15 protein-coding genes are annotated in these 14282 nt (G+C 73.1%); 8 read left to right on the top strand and 7 right to left on the bottom strand.

Going from position 1 to position 14282, the window contains the following annotated elements:
* Positions 1 to 88 precede the first annotated feature (88 nt).
* Positions 89 to 1501 (top strand): phenylacetate--CoA ligase family protein, encoded by a 1413-nt coding sequence (locus ACWEMJ_RS25115; protein ID WP_452139375.1) that lies wholly within the window; start codon positions 89 to 91, stop codon positions 1499 to 1501.
* Complete coding sequence (locus ACWEMJ_RS25110) at positions 1498 to 2430, top strand: hypothetical protein (RefSeq protein WP_452139374.1); 933 nt, start codon at positions 1498 to 1500, stop codon at positions 2428 to 2430. The genes ACWEMJ_RS25115 and ACWEMJ_RS25110 overlap by 4 nt, the downstream gene beginning before the upstream one ends.
* A gap of 320 nt (positions 2431 to 2750) precedes the next feature.
* Here the strand turns inward: ACWEMJ_RS25110 and ACWEMJ_RS25105 are convergent, their stop codons facing one another.
* Together ACWEMJ_RS25105 and mca are read right to left on the bottom strand one after the other, a co-directional pair.
* Positions 2751 to 2942: a hypothetical protein gene (locus ACWEMJ_RS25105; RefSeq protein WP_452139373.1), complete on the bottom strand. Its 192-nt coding sequence runs from the start codon at positions 2940 to 2942 to the stop codon at positions 2751 to 2753.
* 54 nt (positions 2943 to 2996) lie between these two features.
* The gene (mca, locus tag ACWEMJ_RS25100) at positions 2997 to 3866 is read right to left on the bottom strand and encodes a mycothiol conjugate amidase Mca (RefSeq protein WP_452139372.1); all 870 of its coding nucleotides are present in this window, start codon (positions 3864 to 3866) and stop codon (positions 2997 to 2999) included.
* A 159-nt stretch (positions 3867 to 4025) separates the two neighbouring features.
* Here mca and ACWEMJ_RS25095 point away from each other — a divergent pair, with 159 nt between their 5' ends.
* The gene (locus ACWEMJ_RS25095) at positions 4026 to 4451 is read left to right on the top strand and encodes a DUF4307 domain-containing protein (RefSeq protein ID WP_452139371.1); all 426 of its coding nucleotides are present in this window, start codon (positions 4026 to 4028) and stop codon (positions 4449 to 4451) included.
* 234 nt (positions 4452 to 4685) lie between these two features.
* A complete protein-coding gene (greA, locus tag ACWEMJ_RS25090; RefSeq protein ID WP_452139370.1) occupies positions 4686 to 5183 on the top strand; it encodes a transcription elongation factor GreA in 498 nt (165 codons plus the stop codon).
* A 100-nt stretch (positions 5184 to 5283) separates the two neighbouring features.
* Here the strand turns inward: greA and ACWEMJ_RS25085 are convergent, their stop codons facing one another.
* The 3 genes from ACWEMJ_RS25085 to ilvA all read right to left on the bottom strand — a co-directional run bounded on the left by ACWEMJ_RS25085 (position 5284) and on the right by ilvA (position 8533).
* Positions 5284 to 6075 carry an ABC transporter permease gene (locus ACWEMJ_RS25085; RefSeq protein ID WP_452139376.1) on the bottom strand — a complete coding sequence of 264 codons (792 nt, stop codon included), beginning with the start codon at positions 6073 to 6075 and terminating at the stop codon, positions 5284 to 5286.
* Positions 6076 to 6145: 70 nt separating this feature from the next.
* Complete coding sequence (locus ACWEMJ_RS25080) at positions 6146 to 7156, bottom strand: ATP-binding cassette domain-containing protein (RefSeq protein WP_452139369.1); 1011 nt, start codon at positions 7154 to 7156, stop codon at positions 6146 to 6148.
* Positions 7157 to 7321: 165 nt separating this feature from the next.
* Positions 7322 to 8533 carry a threonine ammonia-lyase gene (gene ilvA / locus ACWEMJ_RS25075; RefSeq protein ID WP_452139368.1) on the bottom strand — a complete coding sequence of 404 codons (1212 nt, stop codon included), beginning with the start codon at positions 8531 to 8533 and terminating at the stop codon, positions 7322 to 7324.
* A gap of 90 nt (positions 8534 to 8623) precedes the next feature.
* Between ilvA and ACWEMJ_RS25070 the strand changes: the two genes are divergently transcribed.
* Positions 8624 to 9061 (top strand): MarR family winged helix-turn-helix transcriptional regulator, encoded by a 438-nt coding sequence (locus tag ACWEMJ_RS25070; RefSeq protein WP_452139367.1) that lies wholly within the window; start codon positions 8624 to 8626, stop codon positions 9059 to 9061.
* Positions 9062 to 9159: 98 nt separating this feature from the next.
* Here the strand turns inward: ACWEMJ_RS25070 and ACWEMJ_RS25065 are convergent, their stop codons facing one another.
* Positions 9160 to 10314 carry a cystathionine gamma-synthase gene (locus tag ACWEMJ_RS25065; protein ID WP_452139366.1) on the bottom strand — a complete coding sequence of 385 codons (1155 nt, stop codon included), beginning with the start codon at positions 10312 to 10314 and terminating at the stop codon, positions 9160 to 9162.
* A gap of 165 nt (positions 10315 to 10479) precedes the next feature.
* Here ACWEMJ_RS25065 and ACWEMJ_RS25060 point away from each other — a divergent pair, with 165 nt between their 5' ends.
* From ACWEMJ_RS25060 to ACWEMJ_RS25050, 3 genes are all read left to right on the top strand, one after another.
* Positions 10480 to 12120, top strand: a complete 1641-nt coding sequence (locus ACWEMJ_RS25060) for a M48 family metallopeptidase (RefSeq protein ID WP_452139365.1) — start codon at positions 10480 to 10482, stop codon at positions 12118 to 12120.
* A gap of 24 nt (positions 12121 to 12144) precedes the next feature.
* A complete protein-coding gene (locus ACWEMJ_RS25055; RefSeq protein ID WP_452139364.1) occupies positions 12145 to 13251 on the top strand; it encodes a hypothetical protein in 1107 nt (368 codons plus the stop codon).
* A 114-nt stretch (positions 13252 to 13365) separates the two neighbouring features.
* A complete protein-coding gene (locus tag ACWEMJ_RS25050) occupies positions 13366 to 13731 on the top strand; it encodes a cupin domain-containing protein (RefSeq protein ID WP_452139363.1) in 366 nt (121 codons plus the stop codon).
* Between the two features lie 4 nt (positions 13732 to 13735).
* Here the strand turns inward: ACWEMJ_RS25050 and ACWEMJ_RS25045 are convergent, their stop codons facing one another.
* On the bottom strand, positions 13736 to 14218 hold the full coding sequence (locus ACWEMJ_RS25045; RefSeq protein WP_452139362.1) for a DUF1203 domain-containing protein: 483 nt from the start codon (positions 14216 to 14218) through the stop codon (positions 13736 to 13738).
* Positions 14219 to 14282: the final 64 nt, after the last annotated feature.

The raw sequence follows: 14282 nt of genomic DNA, 5'->3' as shown, positions 1-14282 counted from the left end.
GGGGGGGGCCGCCCAGACCCCCCGGGGGGGGGGGGGCGGCCCCCCCCCCCCACCCCTTCGTCCTGTTCGAGGTGCGAGGGAGGCATCAGTGCTGGAGACCGCGGTCCGGCAGGTACGGGTGGCCACGGCCATGGTGTTCGGCCGGCGGCTGAACGTGCGGGCCGTGGAGCGGCTGGTCGCCGACGCGCTCGTCACGCTGGAGGAGTTCGGCTCGCTCGGCGACGACGTCGACGAACTGGCCGACGGGCCGTTCACCGATCCGGCCGAGCGCCGCGACCTGCAGAACCGGGCGCTCCAGCGCACCGTGCGCAGGCTCGCCGCACGCTCGCCCTTCTACCGGGAACGGCTCACCGGCGTGGATCCGGCGCTGATCACCACCGAGACGCTCACCGGCATCCCGGTGACCCGCAAGGCCGACCTGATCGCCCGCCCCGACGACTTCCTCTGCAGCGACCCGTACCTGGCGACGCAGACCACCGGCACCACCGGCGCGCCGGTCCGGATCTGGCTCTCCCGCTACGAGATGGAGCTGTGGCCGGCCCTGATCGCCCTGTCCCTGGTGCTCCGCGGCGACCTCGGCCCCGGCGACCGGATGCAGATCAACCTCAGCTCGCGGGCGACCGCCGCCGTCCAGGAGGACGTCGAGGTGTGCCGCCTGGCCAACGCCGCCTGCCACGTCGTGGGACAGGTCCCGCCCGAGGAGTCCGTCGAGCACCTGCTCGGCGGCTCCGGCCCCCGGCCGACGGTGCTCACCGGAAACCCCAGCTACCTCGCCCGCATGGTGCGCGTCGCCCGCGAACGCGGCTACGGGCCGCAGGACTTCGGGCTGCGCGCGGTCTACGCGGGCGGGGAGATGCTGTCGCGCAACCTGGCGGCCGCCTTCCGCGAGACCTTCGGCGCCCGCACCGTCGGCGACTCCTTCGGCATGACCGAGCTGCTGCCCGTCAGCGGCCGCACCTGCTCCCACCACCACCTGCACATCGACCCCAACATGGGGTACACCGAGGTCCTCGACCTGGAGACGGGCGAGCCCGCCGGGCCCGGCCGGCTCGGCGAGCTGACGGTCACCCCGTACTTCCCCTACCGGGAGTGCATGCCCGTCCTGCGGTACAACACCGGTGACGTGGTCCGCACCCTGGACGGCGAGCCCGACTGCGAACTCGCCTCGGTCCCCGCGGTCTCCCACATCCTCGGCAAGGCCGGGCAGCTCCACCGCACCGCCGACGCCGTCGTCACCCCGCGCGACATCGTCGAGGCGCTGGACGGCGCCCCCGGGCTGCCGTGGCCGCTGCGCCACCGGGCCGAGGTCACCGCCCGGGGCCGGCTGCACGTGGAGGTCGCCTCCACGGAACTCGGCGCCGCCGACGTGGCCGAGCGGCTGCGCGCCGAGGGCATCGACGCGAACGTCACCGTCCTGCCGCTGGACGACGCGGAGGCGGCGCTGCGCTTCCCGCTCCGCTGCGACCTGCTGGAGCACACCTTCACCCGGAGCCACGCATGACGGTCCTCTTCCAGCTCGCGGTCAGCTGCGTCCTGGCACTCGCGGTGTGCGCCGGCGCCGTCGGCTACTTCCGCACCGTCCGCACCCCGCGGCCGCCGATCGGCGTCTTCAACGGCACCGACATCTACGTGATGATGGGCTTCGTCCTGGCGCTGCCGTACCTCTACCTGGCGCTGCCCGGCGCGGTCCTGCCGGCGGTGCTCGCGGCGGCCTTCGCGGGCGGGCTGTCCGTCGGCTACCAGCCCGTCGTCGGCGGCGGACGGCTGCGCTGGGCGCTGATCGCCGCGCTGATCGCGGCCGTGTTCGGCGCCCACCTCGCCTTCGGCGACACCGGCGCGCCGTACTGGATCGCCAACAGCTGCGTCGTCGGCCTGGTGGTCGTCTCCGCCACCAACATCAACGTGCAGGGCGGGATGCGGCTGAAGAACGTCGCCTGGTTCCTGCTCGCGCTCGCCGCCTACGACGCGTTCTTCGCCTGGGTCGTCCCGCTGACCGAGGAGCTGTCCGACGCGATCCAGGGCTACCCCTTCGCCCCCGCGGCCGGGCTGCGCCTCAGCGACGACCTGGGCGCCGTGCTCGGCATGGGCGACCTGCTGGCCTACGCGCTGTTCACCACCGCCGCGTACAAGGCCTACGGGCGGGCGGGGCTGCGCACCGGCATCGCGCTGGTCGTGGTCTTCGGCGCGGTGGCCCCGGTGGCCGTCCTGCACCTCGTCGGCGCGATCACCGGCCACCCCGCGGCGCTGATCCCGGCCCAGGTGTTCTTCGGGCCGGCGGCGTTCGTCGGCCACCTCCTGCTGCGCCGCCGGGGCCCCGAGCGGCGGATGGCCGACGTCGTCTTCCGCCGCGACCGGGTCGGCGCCCCGGCCCGCCGGCCGGCCCGCGGCCCGGTGGGGCGGAGCGAGAACGCCCCGGCCCCGACCGTCTGATCCTGCCGGGGCCGCCGGTGCCCGTTCAGAGGTGGGGTGAGGCCGGATCGCCGCCGAGGCGGAGGTCGGCGGTCGAGGGGGTGCGGCCGGTGCGGATCGCGGCGGTCCGGGCGGCGGCGAGGGTGGTGCAGACGTGAGCGTCGGCGGCACCGATGAGGGATGGCGGGTCGAGCGGGCCGCCACAGGACTGCCGCCGGTGCACACGTACGCACTCGACCCGGCGAGCGGCAGTTTCCGCGAGGGCCCGGTCTTCGCCGGGGCGGGCGGGTGGGGGCGCCGTTCGCCGTGGAGGTGGATCTCGGGCGGGGTGAACCCGGAGGTCAGTCGTCCTTGGGTTCGGGCTGCTCGGTGAAGTCGATCTTCTTGAAGCGGGCGTTCATCGACTTCAGGAGGAACCAGGTGGCGATGCCGAGGGCGGCGAAGACGACGAAGCCGAGGAGGCCGGGGGTGACCTTGGTTTCGTCGAGGGCGAGGTCGGCGGCGAGCTGGGTGACGTTCACGGGGGTGCTCATTCGTCCATGGTGACCCGGCCCTACGCGGGCCGGGTCACCGGGGGGTGGTACGGGCTACTTGCGGAGGCCGGCGAAGAGGTCGGTCTCGGGGAGGTCGGTGTCGATCAGGGACTTGGCGAGCTCGTAGTCCTCGGTGGGCCAGACGTCGCGCTGGATGTCGAGCGGGACGCGGAACCACGGGCCGTCGGGGTCGATCTGGGTGGCGTGGGCGATCAGCGCCTTGTCGCGGATCTCGAAGTACTCGCCGCAGGCGACCCGGGTGGTGATCTCCCGCTCGGCGCGCCCGGACTTCTCCCAGCCCTCGATCCACTCGCCGTAGGGCGAGTCGTGGCCGTGCTCGGTGAGGTAGGCGTGCAGGGCGCGGATGCGGCCCATCGGGAAGCCGTGGTTGTAGTAGAGCTTCAGCGGCTGCCAGGGCTCGCCGGCCTCGGGGTAGGCCTCGGGGTCGCCGGCGGCGTCGAAGGCCGCCATGGTGATCTTGTGGGTCATGATGTGGTCGGGGTGCGGGTAGCCGCCGTTCTCGTCGTACGTGGTGATCACGTGCGGGCGGAACTCGCGGATCAGCTTGACCAGGGTGCCCGCCGCCACGGCGACGTCCTCCAGGGCGAAGCAGCCCTCGGGGAGCGGGGGCAGCGGGTCGCCCTCGGGCAGGCCCGAGTCGACGTAGCCGAGCCACGCCTGCTGGACGCCGAGGATCTCCCGGGCGGCGTCCATCTCCTTGCGGCGCACTTCGTGGATGTTCTCCTCGACCCACGGGTCGCCCTGCAGCTTGGGGTTGAGGATCGACCCCCGCTCGCCTCCGGTGCAGGTGGCGACGAGGACCTCCACCCCCTGGGCCACGTACATCGCCATGGTGGCGGCGCCCTTGCTGGACTCGTCGTCCGGGTGCGCGTGTACCGCCATCAACCGCAACTGCTCGCTCAACGCCTGGGTCCCTTCCAGGTACAGGTATGTCCGCTTTCCTCGGGCCGGCTCCCCCGCCGCCTGTGGCGCGGACGTGCCCCTCCTATAGTGACGGACTGGAGGGCGCGTCCATTCCCGCGGACGGCCGAACGTTCCTCCGCGAAAGGACCGAGCCTCACCATGGACCAGAGCCCTACGCCCCAGCCGCTCCTCGCGCCCCCGGCGGGCCGCTACAGCCGGACCGACGACCGGGCGGCCGACCGCCGGCTGCGGATCGCCGGCGTGGTGTGCGGGGTGCTGCTGGTGGGCCTGATCGCCTGGCTCGGCACCTCCTACCTGCTGCGCGAGACCAAGCTGAACGGCGCGGTGCCGACCTTCCAGCCGGTCTCCGACACCGAGGTGCAGCTGCAGCTGTCGGTGCGCAAGAGCGAGGGCACCTCGGGCGTGTGCACGGTCCGCTCGCAGGGCGCGGACGGCGCGGTGGTCGGCCAGTCCGACTTCCAGGTCCCGGCCGAGGGCACCAGCTACGACAAGGTCGTGACGCTGCGCACCACCTCCCGCGGCTCCACCGCCGAGCTGCTCGGCTGCACCCCGGACGACAAGTAGCCGCCGCCGACGGCCTTTGCCCCGCTCACCCTTTCGAGCGCATAGTCGGAGCAGCGGGACGCCCCTCGCGCCCGCAACCCTTCCCGCCTGCGCGGGGAACTTGTTAGGCTCGTGATTTCGCCCCTTCCCTGCCGAACGGCACGGAAGCGGGCGTTGCTTTGCATCTGCCCAGAAAATCGACCACTGCTGCCGAACCACCCTCGCAGCAGCGCCAGCACCGACGAGGAGCACCCTGTGACCCAGACCAACGATGACGTGACCTGGCTCACTCAGGACCACTACAACAAGCTCAAGGCCGAGCTTGACCACCTGACCGGGCCCTGGCGCATCGAGATCGCCCAGAAGATCGAGGCCGCGCGCGAGGAGGGCGACCTCAAGGAGAACGCCGGCTACCACGCGGCCAAGGACGAGCAGGGCAAGACCGAGGCGCGCATCCGTCAGCTGTCCCAGCTGCTGGAGCGGGCGAAGGTCGGCGAGGCCCCGGCCGACTCCGGCGTGGTGGCCCCCGGCATGCTGGTGAAGGTGGCCTTCGACGGCGACCTGGACGACACCATGGAGTTCCTGCTCGCCTCCCGCGAGGTCACCGACGGCGACATCGACGTGTACTCCCCGCAGTCGCCGCTGGGCCGCGCCATCACCGGCAAGTCGGTCGGTGAGGACGCCCAGTACGAGCTGCCGAACGGCAAGAAGGCCAGCGTGAAGATCATCGACGCCAAGCCGTTCTCCGGCTGAGCCTCCCGCACGACGACGCAACGGCCGCTCCCCCGGGTGGGGGGAGCGGCCGTTCCGTCGTTCTCGCGGCCTCCGTCGTCACCGGGCCCCGGCCGCCGCCTCACCCCGCCGCGCGGCGGTACTTGCGCACCGACAGCCAGGAGAACAGCACCGTGATCAGCACCGACCAGCCGATCGACACCAGCACCGCGTGCTGCATCGGCCAGACGTCGGGGGCGGGGCCGAGCTGGTTGCCGAACAGGCTGCGGCAGGCCTGCACGGTGGCGGAGAACGGGTTCCAGTAGGCGATCGGCTGCAGCCAGCCCGGCATCGAGCTGACCGGCACGAACGCGTTGGAGATGAACGTCAGCGGGAACAGCCAGATCAGCCCGGCCGAGGTGGCCGCCTCGGGGCTGCGCACGGACAGGCCGATCAGCGCGCCGATCCAGGAGAACGCGTAGCCGAGGAACAGCAGCAGGCCGAACGCGCCGAGCGCCTTCAGGAAGCCGTCGTGGATCCGCCAGCCGACCAGCAGCGCGACCAGCGCCAGCACCACCACGGTGATCGCGGTCTGCACCAGGTCGGCGAGGGTCCGGCCGGTGAGCACCGCGGCGCGGGACATCGGCAGCGAGCGGAACCGGTCGACCAGGCCCTTGGTCATGTCCTCCGCGATGCCGGCCGAGGCGCCCGCCACCGCGAAGGTGACGGTCTGCGCGAAGATGCCGGCCATCAGGTACTGGATGTACACGTCGTGGCCGGACGGGGCGCCGGGGATGGCGATCGCGCCGCCCATCACGTACGAGAACAGCAGCACGAACATGATCGGCTGCATGAGCCCGAACACCACGATTTCGGGAATCCGGGTCATTCGGCGCAAATTGCGCTTGGCGACCACCCAGGAGTCGTGCAGCATCGCGGCGGCGCCGCGCCGGGGGGTGATGGGGACGGGGCCGATCGCCGCGTCCGGCAGTGCGGTGGCCATCTCAGGCGTCCTTCCCGTGGCCGCGGCGGCCCTTCTTCGCGGGCGCCCCGCCGTCGTCGTCGTCCTGCTGCTCCTCGGTGGCGTGGCCGGTGAGGGACAGGAAGACGTCGTCGAGGGTGGGGCGGCGCAGGCCGATGTCGTCGATCTCGATGGAGCGGGCGTCCAGTTCGCGGATGACGGCGGCCAGCACCTTGGCGCCGCCGCTGACCGGGACGGTGATCCGGCGGGTGTTCTTCTCGACCGCGGGGTCTCCCTTGGCGTAGGGGGTGAGCGCGGCGACCGCCTCGGGGATCAGCTCGGGGCGGTGCACGACGACCTCGACGCGCTCGCCGCCGATCTGCGCCTTGAGGGTGTCCGCGCTGCCCCGGGCGATCACCTTGCCGTGGTCGACCACCGCGATGTCGTGGGCGAGCCGGTCGGCCTCCTCCAGGTACTGGGTGGTGAGCAGCAGCGTGGTGCCCTGCTCGACCAGGGTCTCGATGACCTCCCACAGGGCGAGCCGGTTGCGCGGGTCGAGTCCGGTGGTGGGCTCGTCGAGGAACATCACCGGCGGGCGGACGACCAGTGCGGCGGCCAGGTCGAGGCGGCGGCGCATGCCGCCGGAGTAGGTCTTGGCGGTGCGGTCCATGGCGTCGGTGAGGCCGAACCACTCCAGCAGTTCGACGGCCCGCTTCTTCGCGTCGCGGGCGCTCATCTGGTAGAGCTCGCCGACCATCTGGAGGTTCTCGCGGCCGGTGAGGTACTCGTCGACGGCGGCGTACTGGCCGGACAGGCCGATCAGGCTGCGCACCTGGTTGGGGTTCTTGAGGACGTCGACGCCGGCCACGGCGGCCCGGCCGGAGTCGGGTTGGAGCAGGGTGGTCAGGACGCGCACGGCGGTGGTCTTGCCGGCGCCGTTGGGGCCGAGCAGTCCGAGCACGGTGCCCTCGGGGACGTCCAGGGTGACGCCGTCGAGGGCGCGTACGTCGCCGAAGGTCTTGACCAGGTTCTCGGCTTCGATGGCTGACGCCATGGTCCTGCCTCATCTCCCAGAGTGATGGCGAAGGCGGTGCACGAGTCCGTTTTGGGCGTGGATCACCCACTTTGGTACCCGAGCCCGCCAACGGCAAGCTCGCGATATATCGCAAGATGCCGCCACTCGCGATATATCGCGTCAACCCGGAAGGTGGCCGGGGTCTCAGTGCGAGACCACGTAGCCGTCCTCGCGCAGCTCGCCGATCACCGCCGCGCAGTGCTCGGGGCCCTTGGTCTCCAGGTGCAGGTCCACCTCGACCTCGGTCAGGCCCAGCTGCGGGTCGATCCGCACGTGCGCGACGTCCAGCACGTTGGCGTCGACCCGGGTGAGCACGCCCAGCAGGTCGGCCAGCGCGCCCGGCTTGTCGGCGAGCCGGACCCGCAGCGACAGGTAGCGACCGGCGGCGGCCAGACCGTGCCGCAGGACGCGCTGCATCAGCTGGGGGTCGATGTTGCCGCCGGACAGCACCCCGACCACCGGGCCCTCGAACCGGCCGGGCTCGGCCAGCAGCGCGGCGATCGGCGCGGCCCCGGCCGGCTCGACCACCAGCTTGAGCCGCTCCAGGCCGACCAGCAGGGCCCGGGACAGCTCGTCCTCGGAGACCGTCCGCACGCCGTCCGCAAGGGAGTTGACCACCTCGAACGGGATGTCTCCGGGCCGGCCGACCATGATGCCGTCGGCCATCGTGGCGAACCGCTCCAGCGTGACGGGCCGGCCCGCCGCCAGCGACAGCGGGTACGCGGCGGCGGAGGCCGCCTGCACGCCGATCACCCGGACGTCGGGGCGCAGCGCCTTGATCGCGATGGCCACGCCGGCCAGCAGTCCGCCGCCGCCGGTGCCGACCAGGACGGTGCGCACCTCGGGGCACTGGTCGAGGATCTCCAGGCCGACGGTGGCCTGGCCGGTGATGACGTCCCAGTGGTCGAAGGGGTGGATGAAGACCGCGCCGGTGGCGTCGGCGTACTCGCGGGCGGCCCGCAGCGCCTGGTCGACGTTGGCGCCGTGCAGGCGCACCTCGGCGCCGTACTCGCGGGTGGCGGCGACCTTCGGCAGCGGGGCGGCGAGCGGCATGAAGACGGTGGAGCGCACGCCGAGCTGCGCGGCGGCCAGTGCCACGCCCTGGGCGTGGTTGCCCGCGCTGGCGGCGACCACGCCCGCGGCGCGCTCCACCGGCAGCAGGCCGGCGATCCGCAGGTAGGCGCCGCGCAGCTTGAACGAGCCGGTGCGCTGCAGGTTCTCGCACTTGAGGTGCACCGGTGTGCCGGCCACCTTCGACAGGTGGCGGCTGCTCTGCATGGGGGTGACCCGGGCGACCCCGGCGAGCATCTTCTGTGCGCCCCGGACGTCGTCCAGCGTGATCGGCCAGTTCTGCATGAAGATCAGCCTAGGGCCGCGCGGTTCCGGTGCTCGCCCGGCGCGCGTACGCTGCTGGTCACGAGTCGCCCGCGCCCCAGGTGAGCCGCGATGAGCCTTCCCCCGCCCGATGTCCCCACTCCCGAACCCGATTCCCAACTCCCCCATCAGGTCGCGGTGTTCGCCCGGCGGATCAGTGCCGCCGGGGAGTTCGACCGGGCCGCGTTCCGGCTGCTGGAGCGGCTTGCCGCCGGTGGGCCGGCCAATGTGAAGACGCTGGCGGCCGCGCTGGGCGTGGACTCCTCCACGGTGACCCGGCAGGTCGCGCCGCTGCTGCGCGAACGGCTGCTGGCCCGGGTGCCGTACCCGGCGGACCGGCGGGCGGTGCGGCTCGCGCTGACCCCGCTGGGGGCCGGGCGGCTGGCGCAGGTGCGCGAGCAGCGGCGGCGGCTGATCGCCGAGGTGACCGCCGGCTGGTCGCCGGAGGAGCGGACGCTGTTCTGCGCGCTGCTGGAGCGGTTCAACGACGGCCTGCGCGACCGCCGTTGAACCATGATCGGTCCAACCGCCTGCTGTATTTCGGCGGTTGAACCACGGGCGGCTCAACGGCGGACCGCACCACCGCCGTTGAGCCGCCAACCGGGCCGTCAGCCGAGGGCCTGCTCCAGGTCCGCGAGCAGGTCGGCGGCGGACTCGATGCCGACCGAGATGCGCACCAGGTCGGCGGGCACCTCCAGCGGGGAGCCCGCGGCGGAGGCGTGCGTCATCCGGCCGGGGTGCTCGATCAGCGACTCGACGCCGCCGAGCGACTCGCCGAGGGTGAACAGCTGGGCGCGGTTGCACACCTCGACGGCGGCCTGCTCGCCGCCGGCGACGCGGAAGGACACCATGCCGCCGAAGGCCTTCATCTGCTTGGCGGCGACGTCGTGCCCGGGGTGGGTGGGCAGGCCGGGGTACAGCACCTGCGTCACCTTCGGGTGGGAGCTGAGCAGTTCGGCGATCCGGGCGGCGTTCTCGGAGTGGCGGTCCATCCGCACGCCGAGGGTCTTGATGCCGCGCATGACCAGCCAGGCGTCGAACGGGCCGGCGACGGCGCCCATCGCGTTCTGGTGGTAGGCGACCTCCTCGGCGAGGCCGGCGTCGGCGACCACCAGGGCGCCGCCGACCACGTCGGAGTGGCCGCCCATGTACTTGGTGGTGGAGTGCACGACGACGTCCGCACCGAAGGACAGCGGCTGCTGGAGGTAGGGGCTGGCGAAGGTGTTGTCGACGACCAGCAGGGCGCCGGCGGCGTGCGCGATCTCGGCGACGGCGGCCAGGTCGGTGATGCCGAGCAGCGGGTTGGAGGGGGTCTCCACCCACACCGCGCGGGTGTTGGGTCGGATCGCCTCGCGCACCTTCTCGGGGTGGTGGGTGTCGGCGACGGAGAAGTCGACGCCCCAGCGGGTCAGCACCTTGGCGAACAGCCGGAAGGTGCCGCCGTAGGCGTCGTTCGGGATGACGATGTGGTCGCCGGGCTTGAGGACGGTGCGCAGCAGGGTGTCCTCGGCGGCCAGGCCGGAGGCGAAGGCGAGGCCGCGGGAGCCGCCCTCGATCGCGGCGAGGCACTCCTCCAGGGCGGTGCGGGTGGGGTTGGCGGAGCGGCTGTACTCGTAGCCCTCGCGGAGCCCGCCGACGCCGTCCTGCTTGTAGGTGGACACCTGGTAGATCGGCGTCACGACTGCCCCGGTCCGGGGGTCCGCTTCCTGGCCCGCGTGGATGGCGAGGGTCTCGAAGCCGTGGGAAATCTGGTGCTCGGTCATGCGGTCGAGCCTAGTGCGGCGGAAGGATCACCGGCGGCGGTTGTGCGGGTACGCCCGGTCGGCGCGTCAGGTTGCCGTTCCGTCACCTTTACTGCCTCGCGGTATGTCGGGTCGTACCGCTACGATCTGCCAGCCGCACACATGATCGACACTTGGGGGCGCGGAATGTCCACCGAGCGCACCGGCATGCGCACATCCACCCGGGCCCTGCTGGCGGTGACGCTGCTGGCCGGGTTCTACCTGCTCGCGGCGGCCATCGTGCTCGGCCTGGTCTGGCTGAACGTCGAACTGGTCGTCAACACCGACCACGTCCGGCCGGCCATGATCAAGATCTGGCTGCTGAGCGCCGCCGTCGCCTACCCGGTGCTGCGGGTGGTGTTCCTGACCCGCCGTCGGCGCGACGACAGCCACGAGGGCCTGCCGCTGACCCGCGAGGAGCAGCCCGAGCTGTGGGCCCGGGTCGACCGGATCGCCGAGGCGACCGGCGTCCGCGGCCCGGCCGAGATCCGCCTGGTGCCGCAGGTCAACGCCGGTGTGTACGAGGAGACCAAGCTGCTCGGCCTGATACCGGGCCGCCGCCACCTGGTCATCGGCGCGCCGCTGCTGATCGGCCTGACCGAGGCGGAGCTGGACTCGGTGCTCGCCCACGAGTTCGGCCACTACGCCAACAACGACGTCCGCCTGGCGGCCGTCACCGTCTCCGGCCGCGCCGCCATTGGGCACACCATCGCCACCCTGCACAGCCACGCCGACCAGAACGTGGCCGACAAGGCCCGCGAGATCGCCGAGGACAACGCCTACCGGCAGGCCCGCGGCCGCAAGGTCCGCGACCAGGACGCCGGCAGCGGCGGCATCGAGCGCTACCTCGCCAAGTTCTTCACCCTGTACGCCAAGCTGTACTTCCGGGTCTCCGAGTCGATCAGCCGCAGCCAGGAGTACGCCGCCGACCGGCACGCCGCCCGGATCGCCGGCCGCGACGCCACCGCCTCCGCGCTGCGCCGCATCCCGGTGCTGGACTCCGCGCAGAGCTTCTACCTGAACTGCTACGCCACCATCGGCGTCGACACCGGCCTGCTCCCGCTGCCCGGCCAGTTCTTCGGCGGCCTGGACCGCCTGCTGTCCGACCCGGAGCGCCGCGCGGAGCTCGCCGAGATGGGCCTGGACCTGCCCGACGAGCAGCCCGACCCGTACGACTCGCACCCGCCGATCAAGCAGCGCGTCGCCGCCGTCGAGGCGCTGGAGGACACCCCGGGCCTGCCCGGCCTGGGCGCGGACCGGCCCGCGCTGGGGCTGCTGCGCGACCCGCAGCAGCGGCTGACCGAGCTGGAGACGCTGGCGCTGGTGCCGGAGGCGCTGAACATGCGCCGGGTGGACTGGCCGGAGCTGGTCCACGAGGTGATGTACGCGCACGCCCGCGACAACGCCCAGCCGGTGCTGCGCGCCCTCACCGACAGCGGCCTGCACGGCACCGTCGAGGCGATGCTGGACGCGCTGGACGCCGGCCGCGGCGAGGAGCTCGCGAAGCTGCTGCCGCAGAGCGAGGAGGCCGCGCAGGCCACCGGCCGGGCCGCCCGCGAGTTCCAGCGGCAGCAGTTGCGCAAGGCGCTGCGGTCGCTGACGGTGCTCGCCCTGGCCGCCGGGAAGGCCGCCCGCTGGGAGCTGTCCTGGAGCCGCCCGGCCGCCCTGGTGCTGGCCGACGGCGTCGAGGACCGGCTGCCCGCGGCGCTGGACGCCGCCGTCGCCGCCGCGCCGGACACCGCCCCGCTGCGCGCCCTGCTGGCCGAGCAGACCGCCGCCCGGTCCTGACAACCCCTGGAGCTGATCCGCCCGATGGCCCGTCTGATCGTCATCATTCCGCTGCTCCTGATCGTCGGCTACAAGCTGGCCATCTGGCTGATGAAGCGCCGCGTCGCCACCCTCAACGCCCGCTCCGAGGCTGCGCAGGCCACCATCGACCGGTACGAGCAGGCGAACCGGCGGGTCATCTACCCGACCGACCACGGCATGCTGCACCGCGACGACCTGGTCGTCGACCCGGGCCTGACCGGGCCGGACGTGGACGCCGCGCTGGCCGCGCTGAAGGACGGCGACTGGCGCCCGGCCGCCGAACTCCTGGCCGCCGCCGCGGGCGACCACGACCGCCGCAGGGGCCTGCTGGGCCGCTTCGCCGAGCTCGCCGCCGAGGACGACGCCTGGCTGCTGGCCTGGCGCGCCGAGCGGCCGGCCGACGCGGACGCCGCCCTGCTCACCCTGGACGCGCTGATCGTCCTGGCCTGGAACGTGCGCACCGCCCAGCGCGCCCACAAGGTCACCGCGGAGCAGTGGGTGGCCTTCCGCAAGGTGCTGGCCGACGCCGAGGCGGCCGCCGCCGAGGCCGTCCGGCTCGCCGACCCGGCCGACCCGCTGCCGTTCGTCCTGCAGGTCCCGCTGGCGATGGGTCAGAGCTGGGACAACGACCGCTTCCGGGCGCTGTGGCAGGAGATCGTCTCCCGCGACCCGCACAACTTCTCCGCCCACACCGGCGCCCTGCAGTACTGGTGCGCCAAGTGGAAGGGCAGCCACGAGCAGATGCACGCCTTCGCGGACGCCGCGATCGCCGCCGCCCCGGCGGGCAGCCTGCTGACGGCGCTCAAGCTGGACGCGTACTTCGAGGAGTTCACCGGGGACAAGGAGCCGTACGCCTCGCCCGAGGTACGGGCGGCCGCCGACGCGGTGGTCGCCGACCTGGAGGCGGCCGACCCCGACGACCGGCACCGCCCCTACGCGCACGGCTGGCTGGTGTGGGTGCTGGCCCAGTCCGGCCGGGACGCCGAGGCGATGCCGCACCTGCGGGCGCTCGGCCCGATCGTCCCCACGCCGTGGACGTACTGGGCGGATCCGGTCGACCGGTTCGCCGACCGGCGGATCGACATCGTGCTGGCGGCCACCGAGGAGTGACCGCCGTGCCTGGCGCGCAGCGCGCCGGGTCACCAGGATGGGAAGCGTCAGCCGCGCCCCGTCGCCGAGCCCGGCGGCGGGGCGCGGGGTTTTCTCGGCCGGAGGTGAGCGGTGATGGCCGGGTTGGTGCGGATGAGTCTGGACAGCCCCGAGGAGGTCCGCCCGTTCGAGGGCGGCAAGGGGCAGGTGGCGCTGGTGAACCTGAAGGCCGGCGGGGTCGGCCGAGGCGTGTTCGAGCCGGGCTGGCGCTGGTCGCAGCACGTGAAGCCGATCGCCGGCACGGACAGCTGCCAGGCCTCGCACGCCGGGTACGTGATCTCCGGCCGGATGCGGGTCGAGATGGACGACGGCCAGGCCGAGGAGTTCGGGGCCGGCGACGTGATGGTCTGCCCGCCCGGCCACGACGCCTGGGTGATCGGCGACGTGGCCTGCGTGGTGATCGACTGGCAGGGCTTCACGGACTACGCGAAGCGCGGCTGAGCGCTCAGCCGGCCCGCCGCACCTCGTGCATGAAGCAGCCGAACTCGACGGCCCGCACGTGCACCACGGCGGTGGCCGGGTCGGCCAGCAACTCGGCGGCCAGCTCCGGCAGTCGGTCGGGCTCGCCGACCCGGCCGCCGAGGATCCGCCCGTCCGCCGAGTAGGCCCGCACCACGCGCGGCCCGCCGTGGAAGCCGTCCGGCCAGCCGCCCGCGAAGCCCTCGCACGGGTCGGCGTGCACGAACACCGGCCCGGTCTCCAGGTACGCGCCCGGGTCGCAGCCCCTCTCCTCGGCCCAGCGGCGCAGCGGCGCGTACGACAGCAGGGTGATCCGCTCGCCGGCCCGGGCCCGGGTGAGGCAGCAGCGCAGCGGCGCGCCCGCGTCCTCGGTGACGGTGACGGGGTGGCAGCGGCCGCTGTCGTCGAGGCGGCGCAGTTCGTCGAGCGTCCCCGCCGGGATCGCCCGCACGTCGAAGGCAGTGTTCATGCGCCCCAGCCTGCGCCGGCCGCGGGCGCCGGTCCGGCGGGTTTTGGACGTCGCGCTGCGCGGC

The sequence above is a fragment of the Kitasatospora sp. NPDC004531 genome (assembly GCF_053602195.1).
Note: the sequence above shows the minus strand (reverse complement) of the source record. Positions and strands in the feature narration are given on the sequence as shown.